The sequence below is a fragment of the Streptomyces sp. NBC_00353 genome, from assembly GCF_036108815.1.
Lineage (GTDB): Bacteria > Actinomycetota > Actinomycetes > Streptomycetales > Streptomycetaceae > Streptomyces.
The window spans coordinates 1382231-1397017 of record NZ_CP107985.1 but is presented as its reverse complement, the minus strand read 5'-3'; the positions used below and the strand labels follow the sequence as shown (position 1 = coordinate 1397017).

Genomic DNA, 14787 nt, shown 5'->3' with positions numbered 1-14787 from the left:
GCGGTGCCGGGGTGCGGCCGGCTGTCCAGGGCCCGGACGCCGGCCGCGACGGCGAGGGCCTGGGATTCCCGAGCGAGAGGGGCCGTCGGGCCCTTCTACGTGGCACTGGGCCGTGCGAATGCACGCTGTGCGGACGCTGCGCCAGAGGCTGCCGGTACTGTCGCCTGCGGAGGGCATCGAGTACGCAGCCCGCAACCGGGAGAGAAGCCGGCGGCTCTTGTGCCGGTTTTTCGCAGACCGTCGTTATCGGGCGCCTCTCGACCGACGGGCCACGAGCTTGCCCAATTCCCACAGGAGCAAAAGCGCGACGGCGGCCAGCAGCGCCCAGCCGAACTGCCGCGCGTTGATCTGGGTCGTCCCGAGGACGCGGCGGAAGCCGTCCATCTGGGTCACCAGTACCGCGAGCACGAACTGGGCCAGTGCCACCCAGTTCATCTGCTTGCTGTCGAAGGTGGACGTGGTCAGCACCGAATCCGTCTCGCTGCGGCACTCGAACGCGGCCACGATCAGACAGAGGGCGAAGGCAGTGAACGCGATCGACTGACCGGTCCCGACGCTGTCGAAGTGGGCCTGACCGAGCTTGATCAGTCCGAGCAGAACAACGGTGATCGCCAGTCCACCCAGCCCGACCGTGACCAGCACGGGCCGGGTGAGCACCGACTCCCCACGCGGACGCGGCCTGCGGTGCATCAGCCCGGGGCTTTCCTGGTCGAAACCGAGCGCGAAGCCGAAGGAGGCGTTGACCACGAAGTGGATCCACAGCACCTGAGGCGGGGTGAAGGGCTCACCGGCGGCGATGTTGAAAACGGTGGCCCCGAGAAAGGTCAGCACGAAGGTGACCAGCAGGAGCAGTACGAACCGGATGTACTTGGTGAGGTTGTCGTAGATCCTCCGGCCCTGCTCCACGGCGTAGACGATGGTGGCGAAGTTGTTGTCGGAGAGGATCATGCGTCCGGCGTTCTTTGCCACGTCCGTGCCGCTGCCCATGGCGATACCGATGTCGGCGGCCTTGATGGCGGGCGCGTCGTTGACGCCGTCCCCGGTCATCGCCACGACGTCGCCCTTCTTCTTGAGCGTGTTGGCGAGCAGCACCTTGTGCTCCGGCGCGACGCGTCCCACCACACCGATGCCGTCGATACGTGCGAGTTGCTCATCCTCGCTCATGGCGGCGAAATCGGCGCCGAGGACGGCCTTGCCGGGGATGCCGAGCTGCCGGGCGATCGCCGCACCGGTGGTGACGTCGTCACCGGTCACCATGCGGACCCGGATGTGCCCCGCCTGGGCGCCGGCCACGGCGGCCTTGGCCTCCTCGCGGGGCGGATCGACCATGCCGACGATACTGGTCATCCGCAGCTCGGTGACGTACGCGAGCAGGTCGCCGTCCGGATCGAAGCCGGCCGGGTCCAGATCACGGGTGGCCGCGGCCATCACCCGGTGCCCCTCGCCGCCCATCCGCTCGGTCTGCGCCTCGGCACGCGCGACCAGTTCGGCGTCCCACGGGATGGTCTCGCCCGCTGCGAGCGCGGTGGCGGCCCGCGCCACCACCGCCGGGACCGCTCCTTTGACGAAGCATCGGACGACCTGCCGCCCCGAGGCGTCGACCGCTGAATTGAACGTGGCCATCAGCTTGTAGTCCGGGTCGAACGGCAGCGTGGCGAGCCGGGGAAAGCCCTCCCTCGTGGCATCGATGTCCAGCCCGGCCTTGTGCGCGAGCACCAGCAGAGCGCCCTCGGTGGGATCACCCACCACCTTGCCATCCACGAGCTTCGCGTCGCTGGCCACCACGTACGGCAGGATCGCGTCCTCGATGCCCGCGGAGGAACCCGCGGCATGGTGGATCTTCCCGTCGAGCCCGTAGCCCGTGCCCGAGACGGTGTACCGGTCGGTGGGACTCACCACTTCCACGGCGGTCATCTGGTTCATCGTCAGGGTGCCGGTCTTGTCCGAGTTGATCGCCGACGTGAACGCCAGGGTCTCGACCGACGGCAGTTCCTTGACGATGGCGTTCCGCTTCGCCAGGTTGAGGCTGCCGACGGACAGGATCGCCTGGGTCACGGTCGGCAGGGCCTCGGGGATGGCGGCGATGGCCAGCGAGACCGCGCTGACGAACAGGACGTCCCATGCCTGGTCCCGTTCCCGCCCCAGGGCGAACATCACGATCATGGTCAGGGCCGCCGCCCCCGTGATCCACAGCGTCAGGGTGTCGAGCTCCTTGGTGAGCGGCGGTACCTCCTTCTCGGTGGCCGACAGCATCCCGGAGATCTTGCCGACTTCGGTTCCGACGCCGGTCGCGGTGACGACGAGTACGCCGCTGCCGTGGGTGACCGGGGTGTTCATGAACGCCATATTCGTCTGATCGCCGGGTGCCGGTTCGGGGCCGGGGAGCGTGCGGGCGTCCTTCGAGGCGGGAACGCTTTCGCCGGTGAGCGCCGACTCGTCGATCTGCAGGGCACTGGCCTCGATGATGCGTCCGTCCGCCGCCACCTGATCCCCGGCGGCGATGAGCACGATGTCGCCAACGACAAGCTGGTCGGCGGGGATCTCGGCCTCCCTCCCGTCCCTGCGTACCCGCGCCGTCGCCTTCATCATCGACTGCAGCGCGTTCATCGCGCTCTCTGCCTTGCCCTCCTGGCGCAGGCCCACGACCGCGTTCAGCAGGGTCAGGACGATCAGCAGGATCGCGGTGGTCCACTCCTTGATGAGCAGCGAGACGACCGCCGCGGCCACGAGGACGATCTGCATGTAACTGCGGTACTGCTTGAGGAACCGGCGCCAAGCCGGTGTTCGCTTCTCCTCGGGCAGCGAGTTCGGGCCGTGCGCGGCCAGGAGTTCCGCGGCCCGTGCCGCGGAGAGACCGACCGCCGGATCGACGCCGAACGCAGCTGCGACCTCCTCGGGAGCACGCGTGTACCAGCCGTCCTCCGAAGCCCGAGGCTGCTCTCCCACGGAATCCGACCGCACCGTCATCGTTCTGCCTCCGATCCGTGGCCGCGGATGCCTCCTGGCCGGCCGCGCGCCGGTCCAACAGGTCCTAGCCGCGCTTCCTCTTCGTCGGCCGCCCGGCGCCGGACATGCTTCTGTTCCCCGTCGGCCTGTCTCTCCGGCCGGTGGCTCGAGCGGCCGACGGATGCCGGGAGGCGTAAGGATCGGCCGGGGCCCCGGCGGGAGCTTCCTGCTCCAGGTCCCGTTTGGTGATGAGCAGGTCCTTCCGCGCCTCGTCCCCCACGTCGGGGTACTGAGGATCGATGTCCATGAGGGCGTGCGCGAGGACTGCCGCTGCGCAGATGCGCGCGAACCACTTCCGGTCTGCCGGCACGACGTACCACGGCGCCCACTTCGTACTCGTGGCCGACAGCATTTCGGAGAACGCGTCCTGGTAGTCGTCCCACCGGCGCCGCTCCCGGACGTCGGCCGCAGAGAACTTCCAGTTCTTCTCCGGCAGGTCGATCCGCTTCAGGAAACGGGTGCGCTGCTCCTCCTTCGACAGGTTCAGGAAGATCTTCACCACTTTGAACCCGTTGTCCGTGAGATAGCGCTCCCAGTGGTTGATCTCCCGGTAGCGCCGAGCCCACAGGCCCGGCCCACGTGCCCTTTCCGGCAGCTTCTGCCGGACCAGGTTCTCGGGGTGGACTCGCACGACGAGAACCTCCTCGTAGTGCGAGCGATTGAAGATGGCGATCTCGCCGCGCGTGGGCAGCCGCTGGGCGTAGCGCCACAGGTAGTCGTGGTCGAGTTCCTCGGTGGAGGGCACCTTGAAGCTGCTGACCCGTACGCCCTGGGGATTGACGCCGCTCATCACGTGTCGGATCGTCCCGTCCTTGCCTCCGGCGTCGAGTGCCTGGAGACAGAGCAGTACGCCGTACGTGTCCTGGGCGGCCAGCCGCTCCTGGTACTCGGCCAGCAACGACACCCCCGCCCGCAGCAGCTCGATCCCGTCCCGCTTCTTCAGACCGGCCTTGTAGCGAGGATCGAAGTCTCGGTCCAGGCGCACCTTCGACCCCGGTTTCACCCGAAGTGGCCCGATGAGATCCGCGATGCGTTCGGCTGTCTTGTCCGACATCACGATCAGTCCTTCTCGGGTCCGGGGTGAGCACGGCGCGTCTCGGTGGCCAGAACGGTCACAGCCCGCTCCTCACCGCTGCCGGGGCCGTCGGAGTCTCCACGGCCCCCACCATCCGCGCGGACGGCTGCGTCCAGCTCTGGTCCGGCCGCCTCAAGGAAGACAACCCGATCGAGGTCGGAGTGGGCCAAGCCGAGGATCCGGCCGCGCGCAGTTACCCGCCGACTGCCCGTCCGGGACAGCCGGTGTACAACGATCGGCGCCTCTGCCATGGACTCAGCCTGCAACGGATCGGCGGCCACAGCATGCTGAGCTCGGTGTCGTGCCGGCAGTGCCGGCACGGGATGCGGCCGTCCTCGAGAATGGCCCGGATCCTGGGCTGACGCGCGCCGTTGCGGTGGGCGCGGTAAGCAGCAGGGGCAGCGTGCCGGTCACAACCATCCGCTGCGCTGTGCCTGCAAGGCCATCTGGAAGCGGTTCGCGGCGCCCAGCTGGGCCATCAGAATCTGCAGGCGGCGGAACAGCGTGCGGCGGCTGATTCCCAGCTCGCGGGCGATGATGTCGTCGCTCGCGCCGCCCGCTAGGAGCCACAGCAGGCGGCGGTCGGCGGCCGGCAGGCCTCCTGGGCGAGTGGTGCGGCCATGGAACGGCAGGGCGTTCTGCCAGGACTGCTCGAACAGTGCCATGAGCGCGGAGAGCAGACCGCATGGCTGCACGACCAGCATGGTGTTGTGTACGTCCGCCTCTTTGATCGACAACGACACGAGTGCGTACGCCTCGTCGATGATCACGAGTTTGACCGGCACCGACGGCAGCACCCTGGCCTGTTCGCCGGCCTTGATGCACGGTTCGATGACCTCCTTCAGGTGGCCCGGGTGCTCCAGCGACTCCCGCGAATACACGACACGCTGCGTCACACCGCGGGCGAGCGTGGCCAGCGCGTCGTCCGTGGCGTCGGCCAAGGGGAAGTACGGCGGTGACTCGAACTGCCGGATCTGATCGCGGGCGCTTGCCCACGCGTGACGAATCCTGGGGCCGATGGCGTCGCCGGTGACGACCTCGACGAGATTGTCGTTGTACGCGGCGAGCCGCTGTCGCCGGAACGACTCGAACGCGCCCCCGACGGTGATGCGCGACTCCTCGACCTCGGCCGCACGGTGCCGGGCGAGGATCTCCAGGCCTGCGGTCGGCGGCACCGGGGCCACCACGTCCCCACCCTCCTCGGCGGCACTGGCGAGACCGGCGTCGACCAGTGCGCCGTATGCCGTGGCCAGTTCCGCGCCGTCCAGGTCGGCCGCGGCCGCGATCGCACTCAGCGGAGCGGGGGCCAGCTCAAGCAGCGCCAGATACACCTGGGCCGCCGCGTGACCGATGCCCAGAAGCCGAAGGGCCTCGCCGAGTTTCGCGTTCGTCATACGTCGCATTATCGACGGCTCCGGCCGGAGGCTGTGGCCGATCTGTGCCAGTGGCACTTTTCAGCACCGAGCGCGCGCGGTACGGGATACCGTCCGGGAGCCGCCGACGACCGGCGGTGGCGAGGGAGCACGAGCCGCACCGGGAGCACGCCTGTCCGTACGGCTCACTCTGCCCAGCGCCGCTTGGGAACCCATCCAGAAGAAGGTGTATGCCGTGGCGAAAGGCCGAAAGAACGGTCTCTACTCAGGGATCTCCGAGGAACTATCCGCTCTGATGCGGACGGGGTGGGCGGACACCGAGCGGCACGACCTGCAGCTCGGCGAGCAGGCTCCGTACGCAGCCCGTCGCCGCGCCTCGCTCTCCGCGCGCTTCCCGGGCGAACGCCTCGTGATTCCCTCGGGGAACCTCAAGGTCCGTTCGAACGACGACAGCTACCCGTTCCGGCCGTACTCGGGCTACGTGCACATGGCCGGAGACCAAGCCCGGGACGGCGCTCTCGTCCTCGAACCCCGAGCGGACGGCGGCCATGACGCCTTCTGCTACCAGCTGCCGCGGGACAGCAGGGACAACGACGAGTTCTGGACCGGCGCCACGGCGGAGCTGTGGATGGGCCGGCGCCGCTCCCTCGCCGAGTCGGAACTCGTGCTCGGTCTGCCCTGCCGGGACGTCCGCACGGCGGCCGGCGACCTGGCCGCCGCCTCCGGTGCGCCGACCCGGATCGTCCGGGGCCTCGACCCGTCCCTGGAGGCCGCCGTCACCACAGATGAGGAGCGCGACGCCGAACTGGAAGAGGCGCTCGGCGATCTCCGCCTCGTCAAGGACGACTGGGAGATCGCCGAGCTCCGCAAGGCCGTGGACTCCACGGTGCGCGGATTCACCGATGTGATCGGTGAGCTCTCCGGGGCGATCGCGTCGTCCGAGCGTTGGATAGAGGGCACGTTCTTCCGCCGTGCACGCCTCGAGGGCAATGCCGTCGGCTACGGATCGATCTGCGCCGCGGGCGAGCACGCCACGATCATGCACTGGACGGACAACGACGGTCCGGTGCGCCCGGGGGACCTGCTCCTGCTCGACGCCGGCGTGGAGACACACACGCTCTACACCGCCGACGTCACGCGCACGCTGCCGATCAGTGGCACTTTCACGCCTCTGCAGCGCAAGGTCTATGACGCGGTGTACGCGGCACAGGAAGCCGGCATGGCCGCCGTCAAGCCGGGCGCCGCGTACCGCGACTTCCACGAGGCGTCCCAGCGATACCTGGCGGCACAGCTGGTCGAGTGGGGTTTCATCGAAGGCCCGGCCGACCGCGCGTACGAGCTCGGCCTCCAGCGCCGCTTCACCATGGCGGGCACCGGCCACATGCTCGGTCTGGACGTGCATGACTGCGCGCAGGCCCGGAACGAGGAGTACGTCGACGGCGTGCTGGAACCGGGCATGGTGCTCACCGTCGAGCCCGGCCTGTACTTCCAGCCGGACGATCTCACCGTGCCCGAGGAGTGGCGCGGCATCGGCGTCCGCATCGAGGACGACCTGGTCGTCACCGACGACGGTCACGAGAACCTGTCAGCGGGCCTGCCCCGGTCGGCGGCCGATGTCGAGGCGTGGATGGCCCAGTTCGCGGGTTGAGCGCGTCGAGGACGGGGCCTGGTGCTGGATCCCCCGGATCGAATGGGTGCCGAGTCTGCGTGCCCCTGCGCGTTGTCAGATGACCCGAACGAGACGGCCTGGCCCGGACCGCTGCGCCGGGTCCGGGTCCTCTCGGAGACCAGGAACAGGCCGGGGCCACCTTCGGCGTCGTCCGATCGTCGCGTTCAGGCCGGACGCGGACGGCCCCAGTGGCGCTGCGGAGATCAAACAGCACGGCACGGACATCACCGTCATCCCGGACGAGGTCCGTTCGTTGCTTGCCGCCGGCATCCTCGACCCGCGCCTGTTCGACGTGGATGCCTTCATCGAGCAGGGCGCGTATCCCTTGTGGTCGGTGGCGCTGGCCGCGGCGCCGTCAATACGCCTGGCCTCCGCCTCGCAGCTCACGCCGAAGCGGCAGTCCGCGATCGCGCCGGCCCGCGCCGCAAGGTCGCTGCCCTGCGGGCATCGGCGGCCGACGGAGGGCGGATGTACCAGTACTGCCTGTACCAGGCCGCCGTTGGCGGCGGCCACCGCCCGTGCGCCGCTGACTCGGTGCCTTGGCCGCCTGACCGACCGGGTTTCCCCGGCCACCGAAAACGGGCCCTACCGGCCGGCCAGTTGAGGGAAAACCGGCGGGTCTTGACCAGGACAGGGCCAGTCCTCGCCGTCGTACTGGCAGTCGTCTCGGTTGTTCCGGGGCAGCTCCGGGTCGTCGATTGTGGGGTTGAGCACGTGTCGCGCCAAGACACGGCGCTTGGCTTCTACGTCACGGAGAATGCCGGCGGGATCGTGGAGAGCCACGTGCTGGGCGATCGTCGGTCATGAGTTGTCGGGTGCATGGGTAATGGCCAGCAACGCCATGTCATCAGTTCTCCGGCCACCGGTGTGTCGGCAGTGGTCGGCAATCAGAGCGTCAAGAAGAGCGTCTGGGTCGGCATAGCGATGCCCCGCGCACTTGCCGATAGGGTCGTAGAAGGTACCTGTCTCGTCGCGGGCTTCGATGAGTCCATCGGTGTAGAGCAGCAGAGTGGATCCCTCGGGGAACGTCACCGTGTCGACGCACTCAGGAGTGGCGTCGAGGGCCCCATAGCCCAGGGGCAAACTTCGCCTACCGGGCTCGACATACTGCACCGTGTCTCCCAGGATCAGCAGGGGCGCCGGGTGGCCGCGGTTGACCAACCGAACTTTGCTTCCCCGCCGGGGGAACTCGACCACCACGCCGGTGACGAACCCTTCGAGCTCGGTCAGGATCCCTGACTGCTGCGCCTCGAGGACGAGGGCCTGCTCCAGCCGTTCCACGAGACCGGTCAAGGTGGGCTCGTGCAGGGCTGCCTCCCGAAAAGTCCCGATGCCGAGCGCGACCGCCCTGACTGCCCCTATCCCCTTGCCACGCACATCACCGATCACGCAGCGCACGCCGAACGGAGTGTCGACCACTACGTAGAGGTCCCCGCCGATCTGTGCATCCGCCTGAGCAGCCTCGTAACGTGCGGCAAAGCGCAGCGGACCGATTCTGTCCGGAGGGTGTGGCAGGACAGCACGCTGAACAGCCGCGGCAATGTTGCGCACTGACTCCAGCTGCCTTTTCCGGTGGTACAAGACGCGATTGAGGAAGCCCGCGATCACGGTCACTGTCGCAACCATGATCAGCTCGCTGATCGCGATCGCACTCCGGCGATAGCCGAAATGCCGGAACATCATCCAGTCGATGAGGAGCGCAAACACTCCAGTGAGAACGGTGCCCCGCAGAGAGAGCAGTGGAGCGGCCGACAGGATCGCAGCCGCATAGAGGGCCGCAGCGCTGACGGTGCGAGGCGTGCTGAGGTCAATCAATACGGCGATGAGAAGCAGGATGGCCGGCAGCAGGCGGCCCCGCTTCCCCACCCACTTCCACGCTCCCAGCCTTGCCACGTGTAACCCCTGACGTTGCTGGGCTCCTGGTCAGCTCAGGCTAACCGCCCCCTCTCCGCCCGCTCTCCACGTCACCTCACTCGGCTGCGCCGTGTTCTCAACCATGCGGGGGATACCACCCAAGCGGAGTAGGTCATTGCGACTCATGTCGAAACGTTCACCGAGACTGGTCGTAAGTCCGAAAACCTAGATGATCGATTCCAAGGGGTAGGTGATCGCACGGTCAGCGGCCGATAGGTGTGAAGTGATGGACAGCCATGTGGCTTGTGGGATATCCAAATTGCAGGTCCGTGAGCATGCGCAGAATGAACTCGCCAACACCGCAGTCGAATTGCTCCCAATCACTGAAGTCGTGCTGCACGAGCACCGGCCAGTCGTCAGGGTCGGCCGCCCCGTCCACCGGACAAAGTCGATCGTAAGGACCAACGCGCTGTGGAAACCGAGGACCACACCAGCGCGGCAACCGGAACCGCAACCGGGCTGAGAGCCACCCGAGCGCCTTGGGTCCCCATCGGTGAGCTGACAAGCGGGAACGGGTACCAAGGGGACTCCTGGAGCCCGCCTTGGCACCCGCGGTTGACCGTGGCTCCCCGCCCTGTCGGGCACGTGCACCTTCTGATCCGGAGTCCTAGCCGGATCGGGCAGTGACGGTTGTTGTGGCGCCCTGAAAATGGCTCTGACCGCAATTGCGTGAATGATCTTATGGATCACGTCGCAGATCACGTGCCGTCCATGCACCGCTGAGGCTCATCACCACCATCACCCACGGTGATGCCGACCGGGTGCGGTCCTACGAACTGCTGGCCGAGGTGTGGCAACGCGGATGAGCCGGGTCCGGGCCGGGAGGGGTCAGGCGGCGAAGCCGGCCTTGAGGGCGCCCGCGACCTGGACGACGCGCTCGGCCTGGTGCCGGGCGGCGTTGCGGGTCTGGTCGCCGATGGGGTTGTTGCCCTGGGCGTCGACGTGCGAGGTGCCGTAGGGGTTGCCGTCGACGAACTTGACCGGGTCGGTGTAACCGGGGGAGACGACGAGGCCACCGAAGTGGTGGATCGAGTTGTACAGCGCGAGCAGGGTGGACTCCTGGCCGCCGTGGGCGGTGGCGGTGGTGACGAAGCCGCTGTAGACCTTGTTGGCCAGCTTGCCCTGAGCCCACAGGCCGCCGAGGGTGTCGATGAACTGCTTGAGCTGCGAGGAGATGTTGCCGAAGCGGGTCGGGGAGCCGAAGATCACGGCGTCGGCCCACTCGACGTCCGCGGGGGTGGCAACCGGGATGCCCGCGCTGGCGGCGGCGTGTGCGGCCCATGCCTCGTTGGAGCTGATGGCGGCCTCGGGGGCGAGTTCGGCGGCCTTCAGGAGACGGACCTCGGCCCCGGCCTTCTCCGCGGCCTGGGAGATCTCCTTGGCGATCTCGGCGCTGAAACCGGTGGACGAGTAGTAGATGACAGCAAGCTTGACGGCTGTGGTCATGTCGTTGTTCTCCGTTGAAAAGTGCGTAGGGGCAGTGGGCGGACGCTGGCCGCCGGCGTCGCCGCGCCGGTGGAGCACGCCCGACATCGTTGAACCATAAATGAATATGGTTTAAGAATCAACCAATTTTACTGAACCGGTGGCGTGCCCGACCGGTGTCTCGGCGCCCGGTAGGGGGTCAAGCCGGAATCACTGCTGCGGGATCACGCGCACGGGATGCTTGCTCATGATGGAGACGCGGTTGAACGCGTTGATGGTGATCGCTACCCAGATCGCTGCGGAGATCTCATCGTCGGTGAGGGCCTGGCGGGCTGCGTCGTAGGCACTCTCCTGGACGGCGGCGTTCGCGGGTTCGGTGGCCGCTTCCGCCAGGGCGAGTGCCGCGCGCTCCCGCGCCGTGAACAGTTCGGTGTCGCGCCAGGCGGCCAGTACACCCAGGCGCTGGGTGGTCTCCCCTGCGCGCAGGGCGGCCCGGGTGTGCACGTTGAGGCAGTACGCGCAGCCGTTGACCTGTGACACGCGGAGGTTGATCAGTTCCACGAGCGTGCGGTCCAGCCCCGCGTCGGCGGCGACCGCACGGACTGCTTCGGCTGTCTCGGTCAGCGCTTGGTACGCCTTCGGGCTCTGCTTGTCGATGAAGACCCGCTTGCTCACGGGGCCTGCTGCCGTGTCACTCAACCTGGACTCCTTCGCAGGCCGCTCCCGGCCCTCGCCGGCCCTGTCGTGCGTACGGCAGGGCATCCTCGTATGATCGGAAACAATTGTTGAATATAAAATCATCCTTGAGTGAGAGGGGCGTGCGATGAGTAATGTCGAGAGGGAACCCGCCGAGCTCCGCTGCGGGGCCTCGGAGCACGGTGAGCATGTGCCGCAGGTCGAGGTCCTCTCCGCGAGGGACGTCCCGTTGGGCGGTCCGAGGTCGATGACCGTACGGCGCACGCTGCCGCAGCGGGCCCGGACGCTGATCGGGGCCTGGTGTTTCATCGACCACTACGGCCCCGACGACGTTGCCGGCACGGGCGGCATGGACGTCGCGCCCCATCCGCACACCGGTCTGCAGACGGTGAGCTGGCTGTTCAGCGGGGAGATCGAGCACCGGGACAGTCTGGGCAGCCACGCCCTTGTACGGCCCGGTGAGCTGAACCTCATGACGGGTGGGCACGGCATCAGCCACTCGGAAGTTTCCACCGCCCGCACCACGATCTTGCACGGCGTCCAGTTGTGGGTGGCGCTTCCCGAAGAACACCGGCACACCGGCCGTGACTTCCAGCATTACGTCCCGAACTCGGTCCGGGTGGACGGAGCTGAAGTCCGCGTGTTCCTTGGGTCGCTGGCAGGTGACACCGCTCCGGTGCGGACGTTCACGCCCCTGCTCGGTGCCGAACTCATCCTTGAGCCGCACTCGACGACCACGCTCGCCATCGACGCCGCCTTCGAGCACGGCCTTCTCGTCGACCACGGGGAGGTCCGTATCGCTGGAACGCTCATGCACCCGACCGAGTTGGGATACGTCGGCACGGGAAGCGACACACTGACGCTGGCGAACGAGACGGACACCGTCGCGCGGGCAGTCCTGCTCGGCGGCACGCCGTTCGAGGAACAGATCGTCATGTGGTGGAATTTCATCGGTCGGAGCCACGAAGACATCGTCGAAGCCAGGGAAGCGTGGCAGAGCGCATCCGACCGCTTCGGCAAGGTCGACGGTTACGACGGCGACCGTCTTCCCGCGCCGGCCCTTCCCCACGCCACCATCGCACCTCGCAAAAACCCGACGCGTCACTGAAAGGCATGCGATGACCCAGCCCGCCGCCGCTCCGACTGTCCAGCGAGTGGACCCGAAGCACCGTTACGAAATCCTGGTCGACGGCAAAACCGCAGGCCACACCGCGTATCGCGACCGCGACGACCAGCGCGTTTTCTACCACACCAAAATCTACGACGCCTTCGCCGGACAGGGCCTGGCCGCGATACTCGTACAGCAGGCGTTGAGCGACGTACGCACGTCAGGGAAGCGCATCGTGCCGGTCTGCCCCTACGTCGCGAAGTTCCTCAAGAAGCATGACGAGTTCGCCGACATCACCGACCCGGTGACCCCCGAGGTCCTGCAATGGCTGGACACCGTGCTGCCTCACTGACCACCGGTGCCGCGTCGTCTCCGACGCCATCGGTACGTTCGGACCGGCGGAGCGGGATCTGTAACGGTGCCCCACGCGATCCGTCCTACCAGATCCGCGCATCTGAACGACCAGTCCCGGTCGCTGCCCCTCTTGCCGGATCCGACGTGCATGGGCGGGTTCCCCTCCGGCGGGCGCGGCGCGGCCGTCGAGCCACAGCGTGTGGAGAAGCACATAGGACACGCTTCGGCACCGGAGTATCGGGTGTCGGGCCGGTGGGTAATGCGGTCGCTTGATATGGGAAGGCGGTCCGTGCGGCAAGACACGGAGGTACCCGGGCCCGGGCGCTCGTTACCGCCCGGGATGACGCGCCCCGCATCGGCAGACAGTTGGGTGGGGAGGCTACTCGGCAGCAGTCTGCGGGGCTTCCTGGTTCACCACCCCGAACGGGATATGGACGCTCGGCGTCGTCTGCGACGTGCCTTGGAGATGGCTTTCCTGGTCGTCGAAGAAGATGTGCGGCTTGAGCACTTCCATGATCGAGCTCTTGTCGATTCCGCCGAGGAAGAAGGCGTCGTTGACCGTGACGCCCCATTGGTTCAGGCTCATGATGGCCCGCTCGTGCGCGGGCGCATTGCGGGCCGTGACGATGGAGACATGGACGCGGATCGCGTAGTCCGGGTCCTTCTTGCGCCGTTCCTCCTCTCGGCGCTGCAGCGTGTTCACCTTCCGGAGGAACTCCCGGAGCGGACCCGCGTCGTGAGGCGTGGCAACGTTCAGGGTCTCATGATTACGGAAGCTCTCTATGCCGTCCTGTTGGAACACGCGCTCCGACTCGTCGCTGGCGAGGACCCCGTCGAAGTCGAAGGCGATCCGCAGATCCCTGTCGTCAGGATCGTCGGCGACGGCAGAGCCAAGGACACGACCTGCTGGCATCCCAGCGCTCGTAGCCTCGCGGACGTCGCCGTCGTCGGCGGACAGAAACAGCGACATCTGCAGCGCGCGCATGAACTTGTACGGTGAGCGTCCCTGCATGAAAATGGCGCGAGTTATGGGCAGGCCATGAGACCTGATGGATCGCATGACCCGAAGCCCGGTGTCGGGGTCGTTGCGGGAGAGAATGATGACTTCGACCAGTGGGTCACCATCGGGGTTGAGATCATTCAGCGACAAGAGCCTGCGGATGAAGGGGAAGGCGACTCCCGGCTGCAACGTCTCGTCCAACTTGGTCCGCTGATAACAGCGGTAGCTTTCCTCGCCCTTCTCCCGGAAAACGGCATCGGATTCCTTCAGGTCGAAGAGGGCGCTGGAGGCGATTCCAATGACCAGCCGGTTTTCGAGACTGTAGGGCGGCACAGCATCTCCCTGTCGTGTCCCGGAGGGAATACTTGGTCCCTCGGTCGTGGCGACCATTTTATCTTCGTGGGCTGTGACGCCAGCGGGTCAGGGCGAGCACGGCCTGGCTTCTCTCAGGTCCCTGTGCTGGGCCGTTGGCCGGCCCTGACGGCGTGCGTAGTTCCACTCGGCCAGTGTGTACAGACGCAGTCCCGCCTCGCCAGGGACCGCGAAGCCCCGCGCCGCCAGGAGTGGACGGATCTCATGGCCGGCGCGTGTGACGGTGGAGCGGTCCACGCCGCAGAAGACAGTGAGGGCGGCGTGCGGAAGCTGGAATCGCAGGATCACCAGGGTCGCGATCGCACGGCCAGCAGCGGCGCCTTGCGCGGTGTTGGCTCCGGCCGGTGTCTCGATGTGCCGAACGCCAGCCAGACCGAGGCGCGTACCTGTAGATCTGGGACTGCTCGGGCAAGACCAATCAGCAGGCGTTCCAGAAGTCCGCGTCGTTGGTCGTGTACTTCGCGACGGTCACGGGACGCCGGTGGCGGCCTTGAAGCAGGCGGGTAGGTCCTCGGGCATATCGCCGTCCCAGTTCGAGACGGTGAACCGCTGCCTGCCCACGTCCGCCCTGGCGTCGAGTGAGGCGGGGACTGCGGAGGCGCCTCCTCCGGGTTCGGTGTCGCCGCCGCACGCGGCGAGCGTGAGGGCGAGGACGGCCGCTGCCACGGCCATGGGAACGTGACAGTCGGTACGCGCAACACGCCACTCCCTTGTGGTGGAGACCAGCGGCCGGATCGGAGTCTCACACTGTTGACGTGTACCGAGCGAGGCGACAGTCCGGAACAACTCCTGCTC

The 14787-nt window shown here is 67.3% G+C and carries 14 protein-coding genes; 4 read left to right on the top strand and 10 right to left on the bottom strand.

Annotated elements, in window-relative coordinates; genetic code table 11:
* Positions 1-243 precede the first annotated feature (243 nt).
* The 4 genes from OHA88_RS06760 to OHA88_RS06745 all read right to left on the bottom strand — a co-directional run bounded on the left by OHA88_RS06760 (position 244) and on the right by OHA88_RS06745 (position 5475).
* Positions 244-2967: a cation-translocating P-type ATPase gene (locus OHA88_RS06760; RefSeq protein ID WP_328624657.1), complete on the bottom strand. Its 2724-nt coding sequence runs from the start codon at positions 2965-2967 to the stop codon at positions 244-246.
* Positions 2968-3031: 64 nt separating this feature from the next.
* A complete protein-coding gene (locus OHA88_RS06755) occupies positions 3032-4060 on the bottom strand; it encodes a polyphosphate kinase 2 family protein (RefSeq protein WP_328624656.1) in 1029 nt (342 codons plus the stop codon).
* Positions 4061-4065: 5 nt separating this feature from the next.
* A complete protein-coding gene (locus tag OHA88_RS06750) occupies positions 4066-4332 on the bottom strand; it encodes a hypothetical protein (RefSeq protein ID WP_328624655.1) in 267 nt (88 codons plus the stop codon).
* Positions 4333-4491: 159 nt separating this feature from the next.
* On the bottom strand, positions 4492-5475 hold the full coding sequence (locus OHA88_RS06745) for a LuxR family transcriptional regulator (RefSeq protein ID WP_328624654.1): 984 nt from the start codon (positions 5473-5475) through the stop codon (positions 4492-4494).
* A 214-nt stretch (positions 5476-5689) separates the two neighbouring features.
* On the opposite strand from OHA88_RS06745, the gene OHA88_RS06740 reads away from it, so the two are divergent.
* Together OHA88_RS06740 and OHA88_RS06735 are read left to right on the top strand one after the other, a co-directional pair.
* Positions 5690-7102 carry an aminopeptidase P family protein gene (locus tag OHA88_RS06740; RefSeq protein WP_328624653.1) on the top strand — a complete coding sequence of 471 codons (1413 nt, stop codon included), beginning with the start codon at positions 5690-5692 and terminating at the stop codon, positions 7100-7102.
* 274 nt (positions 7103-7376) lie between these two features.
* Positions 7377-7727, top strand: a complete 351-nt coding sequence (locus tag OHA88_RS06735) for a hypothetical protein (protein WP_328624652.1) — start codon at positions 7377-7379, stop codon at positions 7725-7727.
* On the opposite strand, the gene OHA88_RS06730 is transcribed toward OHA88_RS06735, so the two are convergent.
* The 4 genes from OHA88_RS06730 to OHA88_RS06715 form a co-directional block, all read right to left on the bottom strand.
* Positions 7709-7906 carry a hypothetical protein gene (locus OHA88_RS06730; RefSeq protein ID WP_328624651.1) on the bottom strand — a complete coding sequence of 66 codons (198 nt, stop codon included), beginning with the start codon at positions 7904-7906 and terminating at the stop codon, positions 7709-7711. The two genes, OHA88_RS06735 and OHA88_RS06730, sit on opposite strands and share 19 nt — an antisense overlap.
* Positions 7907-7924: 18 nt before the next feature.
* Positions 7925-9016 carry a PP2C family protein-serine/threonine phosphatase gene (locus OHA88_RS06725; RefSeq protein WP_328624650.1) on the bottom strand — a complete coding sequence of 364 codons (1092 nt, stop codon included), beginning with the start codon at positions 9014-9016 and terminating at the stop codon, positions 7925-7927.
* An 849-nt stretch (positions 9017-9865) separates the two neighbouring features.
* Positions 9866-10483: an NAD(P)H:quinone oxidoreductase gene (gene wrbA, locus OHA88_RS06720; RefSeq protein WP_267008905.1), complete on the bottom strand. Its 618-nt coding sequence runs from the start codon at positions 10481-10483 to the stop codon at positions 9866-9868.
* A gap of 189 nt (positions 10484-10672) precedes the next feature.
* A complete protein-coding gene (locus tag OHA88_RS06715) occupies positions 10673-11161 on the bottom strand; it encodes a carboxymuconolactone decarboxylase family protein (protein ID WP_328624649.1) in 489 nt (162 codons plus the stop codon).
* Positions 11162-11285: 124 nt separating this feature from the next.
* On the opposite strand from OHA88_RS06715, the gene OHA88_RS06710 reads away from it, so the two are divergent.
* The gene (locus OHA88_RS06710; protein ID WP_328624648.1) at positions 11286-12266 is read left to right on the top strand and encodes a pirin family protein; all 981 of its coding nucleotides are present in this window, start codon (positions 11286-11288) and stop codon (positions 12264-12266) included.
* A gap of 10 nt (positions 12267-12276) precedes the next feature.
* Positions 12277-12618: a GNAT family N-acetyltransferase gene (locus OHA88_RS06705; protein ID WP_326607483.1), complete on the top strand. Its 342-nt coding sequence runs from the start codon at positions 12277-12279 to the stop codon at positions 12616-12618.
* A gap of 381 nt (positions 12619-12999) precedes the next feature.
* Here OHA88_RS06705 and OHA88_RS06700 read toward each other — a convergent pair whose 3' ends face one another.
* Positions 13000-13953 (bottom strand): 5'-nucleotidase, encoded by a 954-nt coding sequence (locus tag OHA88_RS06700; RefSeq protein ID WP_328624647.1) that lies wholly within the window; start codon positions 13951-13953, stop codon positions 13000-13002.
* Positions 13954-14460: 507 nt separating this feature from the next.
* Entirely contained in the window at positions 14461-14664 is a 204-nt protein-coding gene (locus tag OHA88_RS06695; RefSeq protein ID WP_328624646.1) for a hypothetical protein, read from the bottom strand.
* Positions 14665-14787: the final 123 nt, after the last annotated feature.

Bases quoted from the DNA above. Each gene is read 5' to 3' on its own strand.
- OHA88_RS06760 (WP_328624657.1), bottom strand. From the start codon at position 2,967: ATGACGGTGCGGTCGGATTCCGTGGGAGAGCAGCCTCGGGCTTCGGAG.
- OHA88_RS06755 (WP_328624656.1), bottom strand. From the start codon at position 4,060: ATGTCGGACAAGACAGCCGAACGCATCGCGGATCTCATCGGGCCACTT.
- OHA88_RS06750 (WP_328624655.1), bottom strand. From the start codon at position 4,332: ATGGCAGAGGCGCCGATCGTTGTACACCGGCTGTCCCGGACGGGCAGT.
- OHA88_RS06745 (WP_328624654.1), bottom strand. From the start codon at position 5,475: ATGACGAACGCGAAACTCGGCGAGGCCCTTCGGCTTCTGGGCATCGGT.
- wrbA (WP_267008905.1), bottom strand. From the start codon at position 10,483: ATGACCACAGCCGTCAAGCTTGCTGTCATCTACTACTCGTCCACCGGT.
- OHA88_RS06710 (WP_328624648.1), top strand. From the start codon at position 11,286: ATGAGTAATGTCGAGAGGGAACCCGCCGAGCTCCGCTGCGGGGCCTCG.
- OHA88_RS06705 (WP_326607483.1), top strand. From the start codon at position 12,277: ATGACCCAGCCCGCCGCCGCTCCGACTGTCCAGCGAGTGGACCCGAAG.
- OHA88_RS06695 (WP_328624646.1), bottom strand. From the start codon at position 14,664: ATGGCCGTGGCAGCGGCCGTCCTCGCCCTCACGCTCGCCGCGTGCGGC.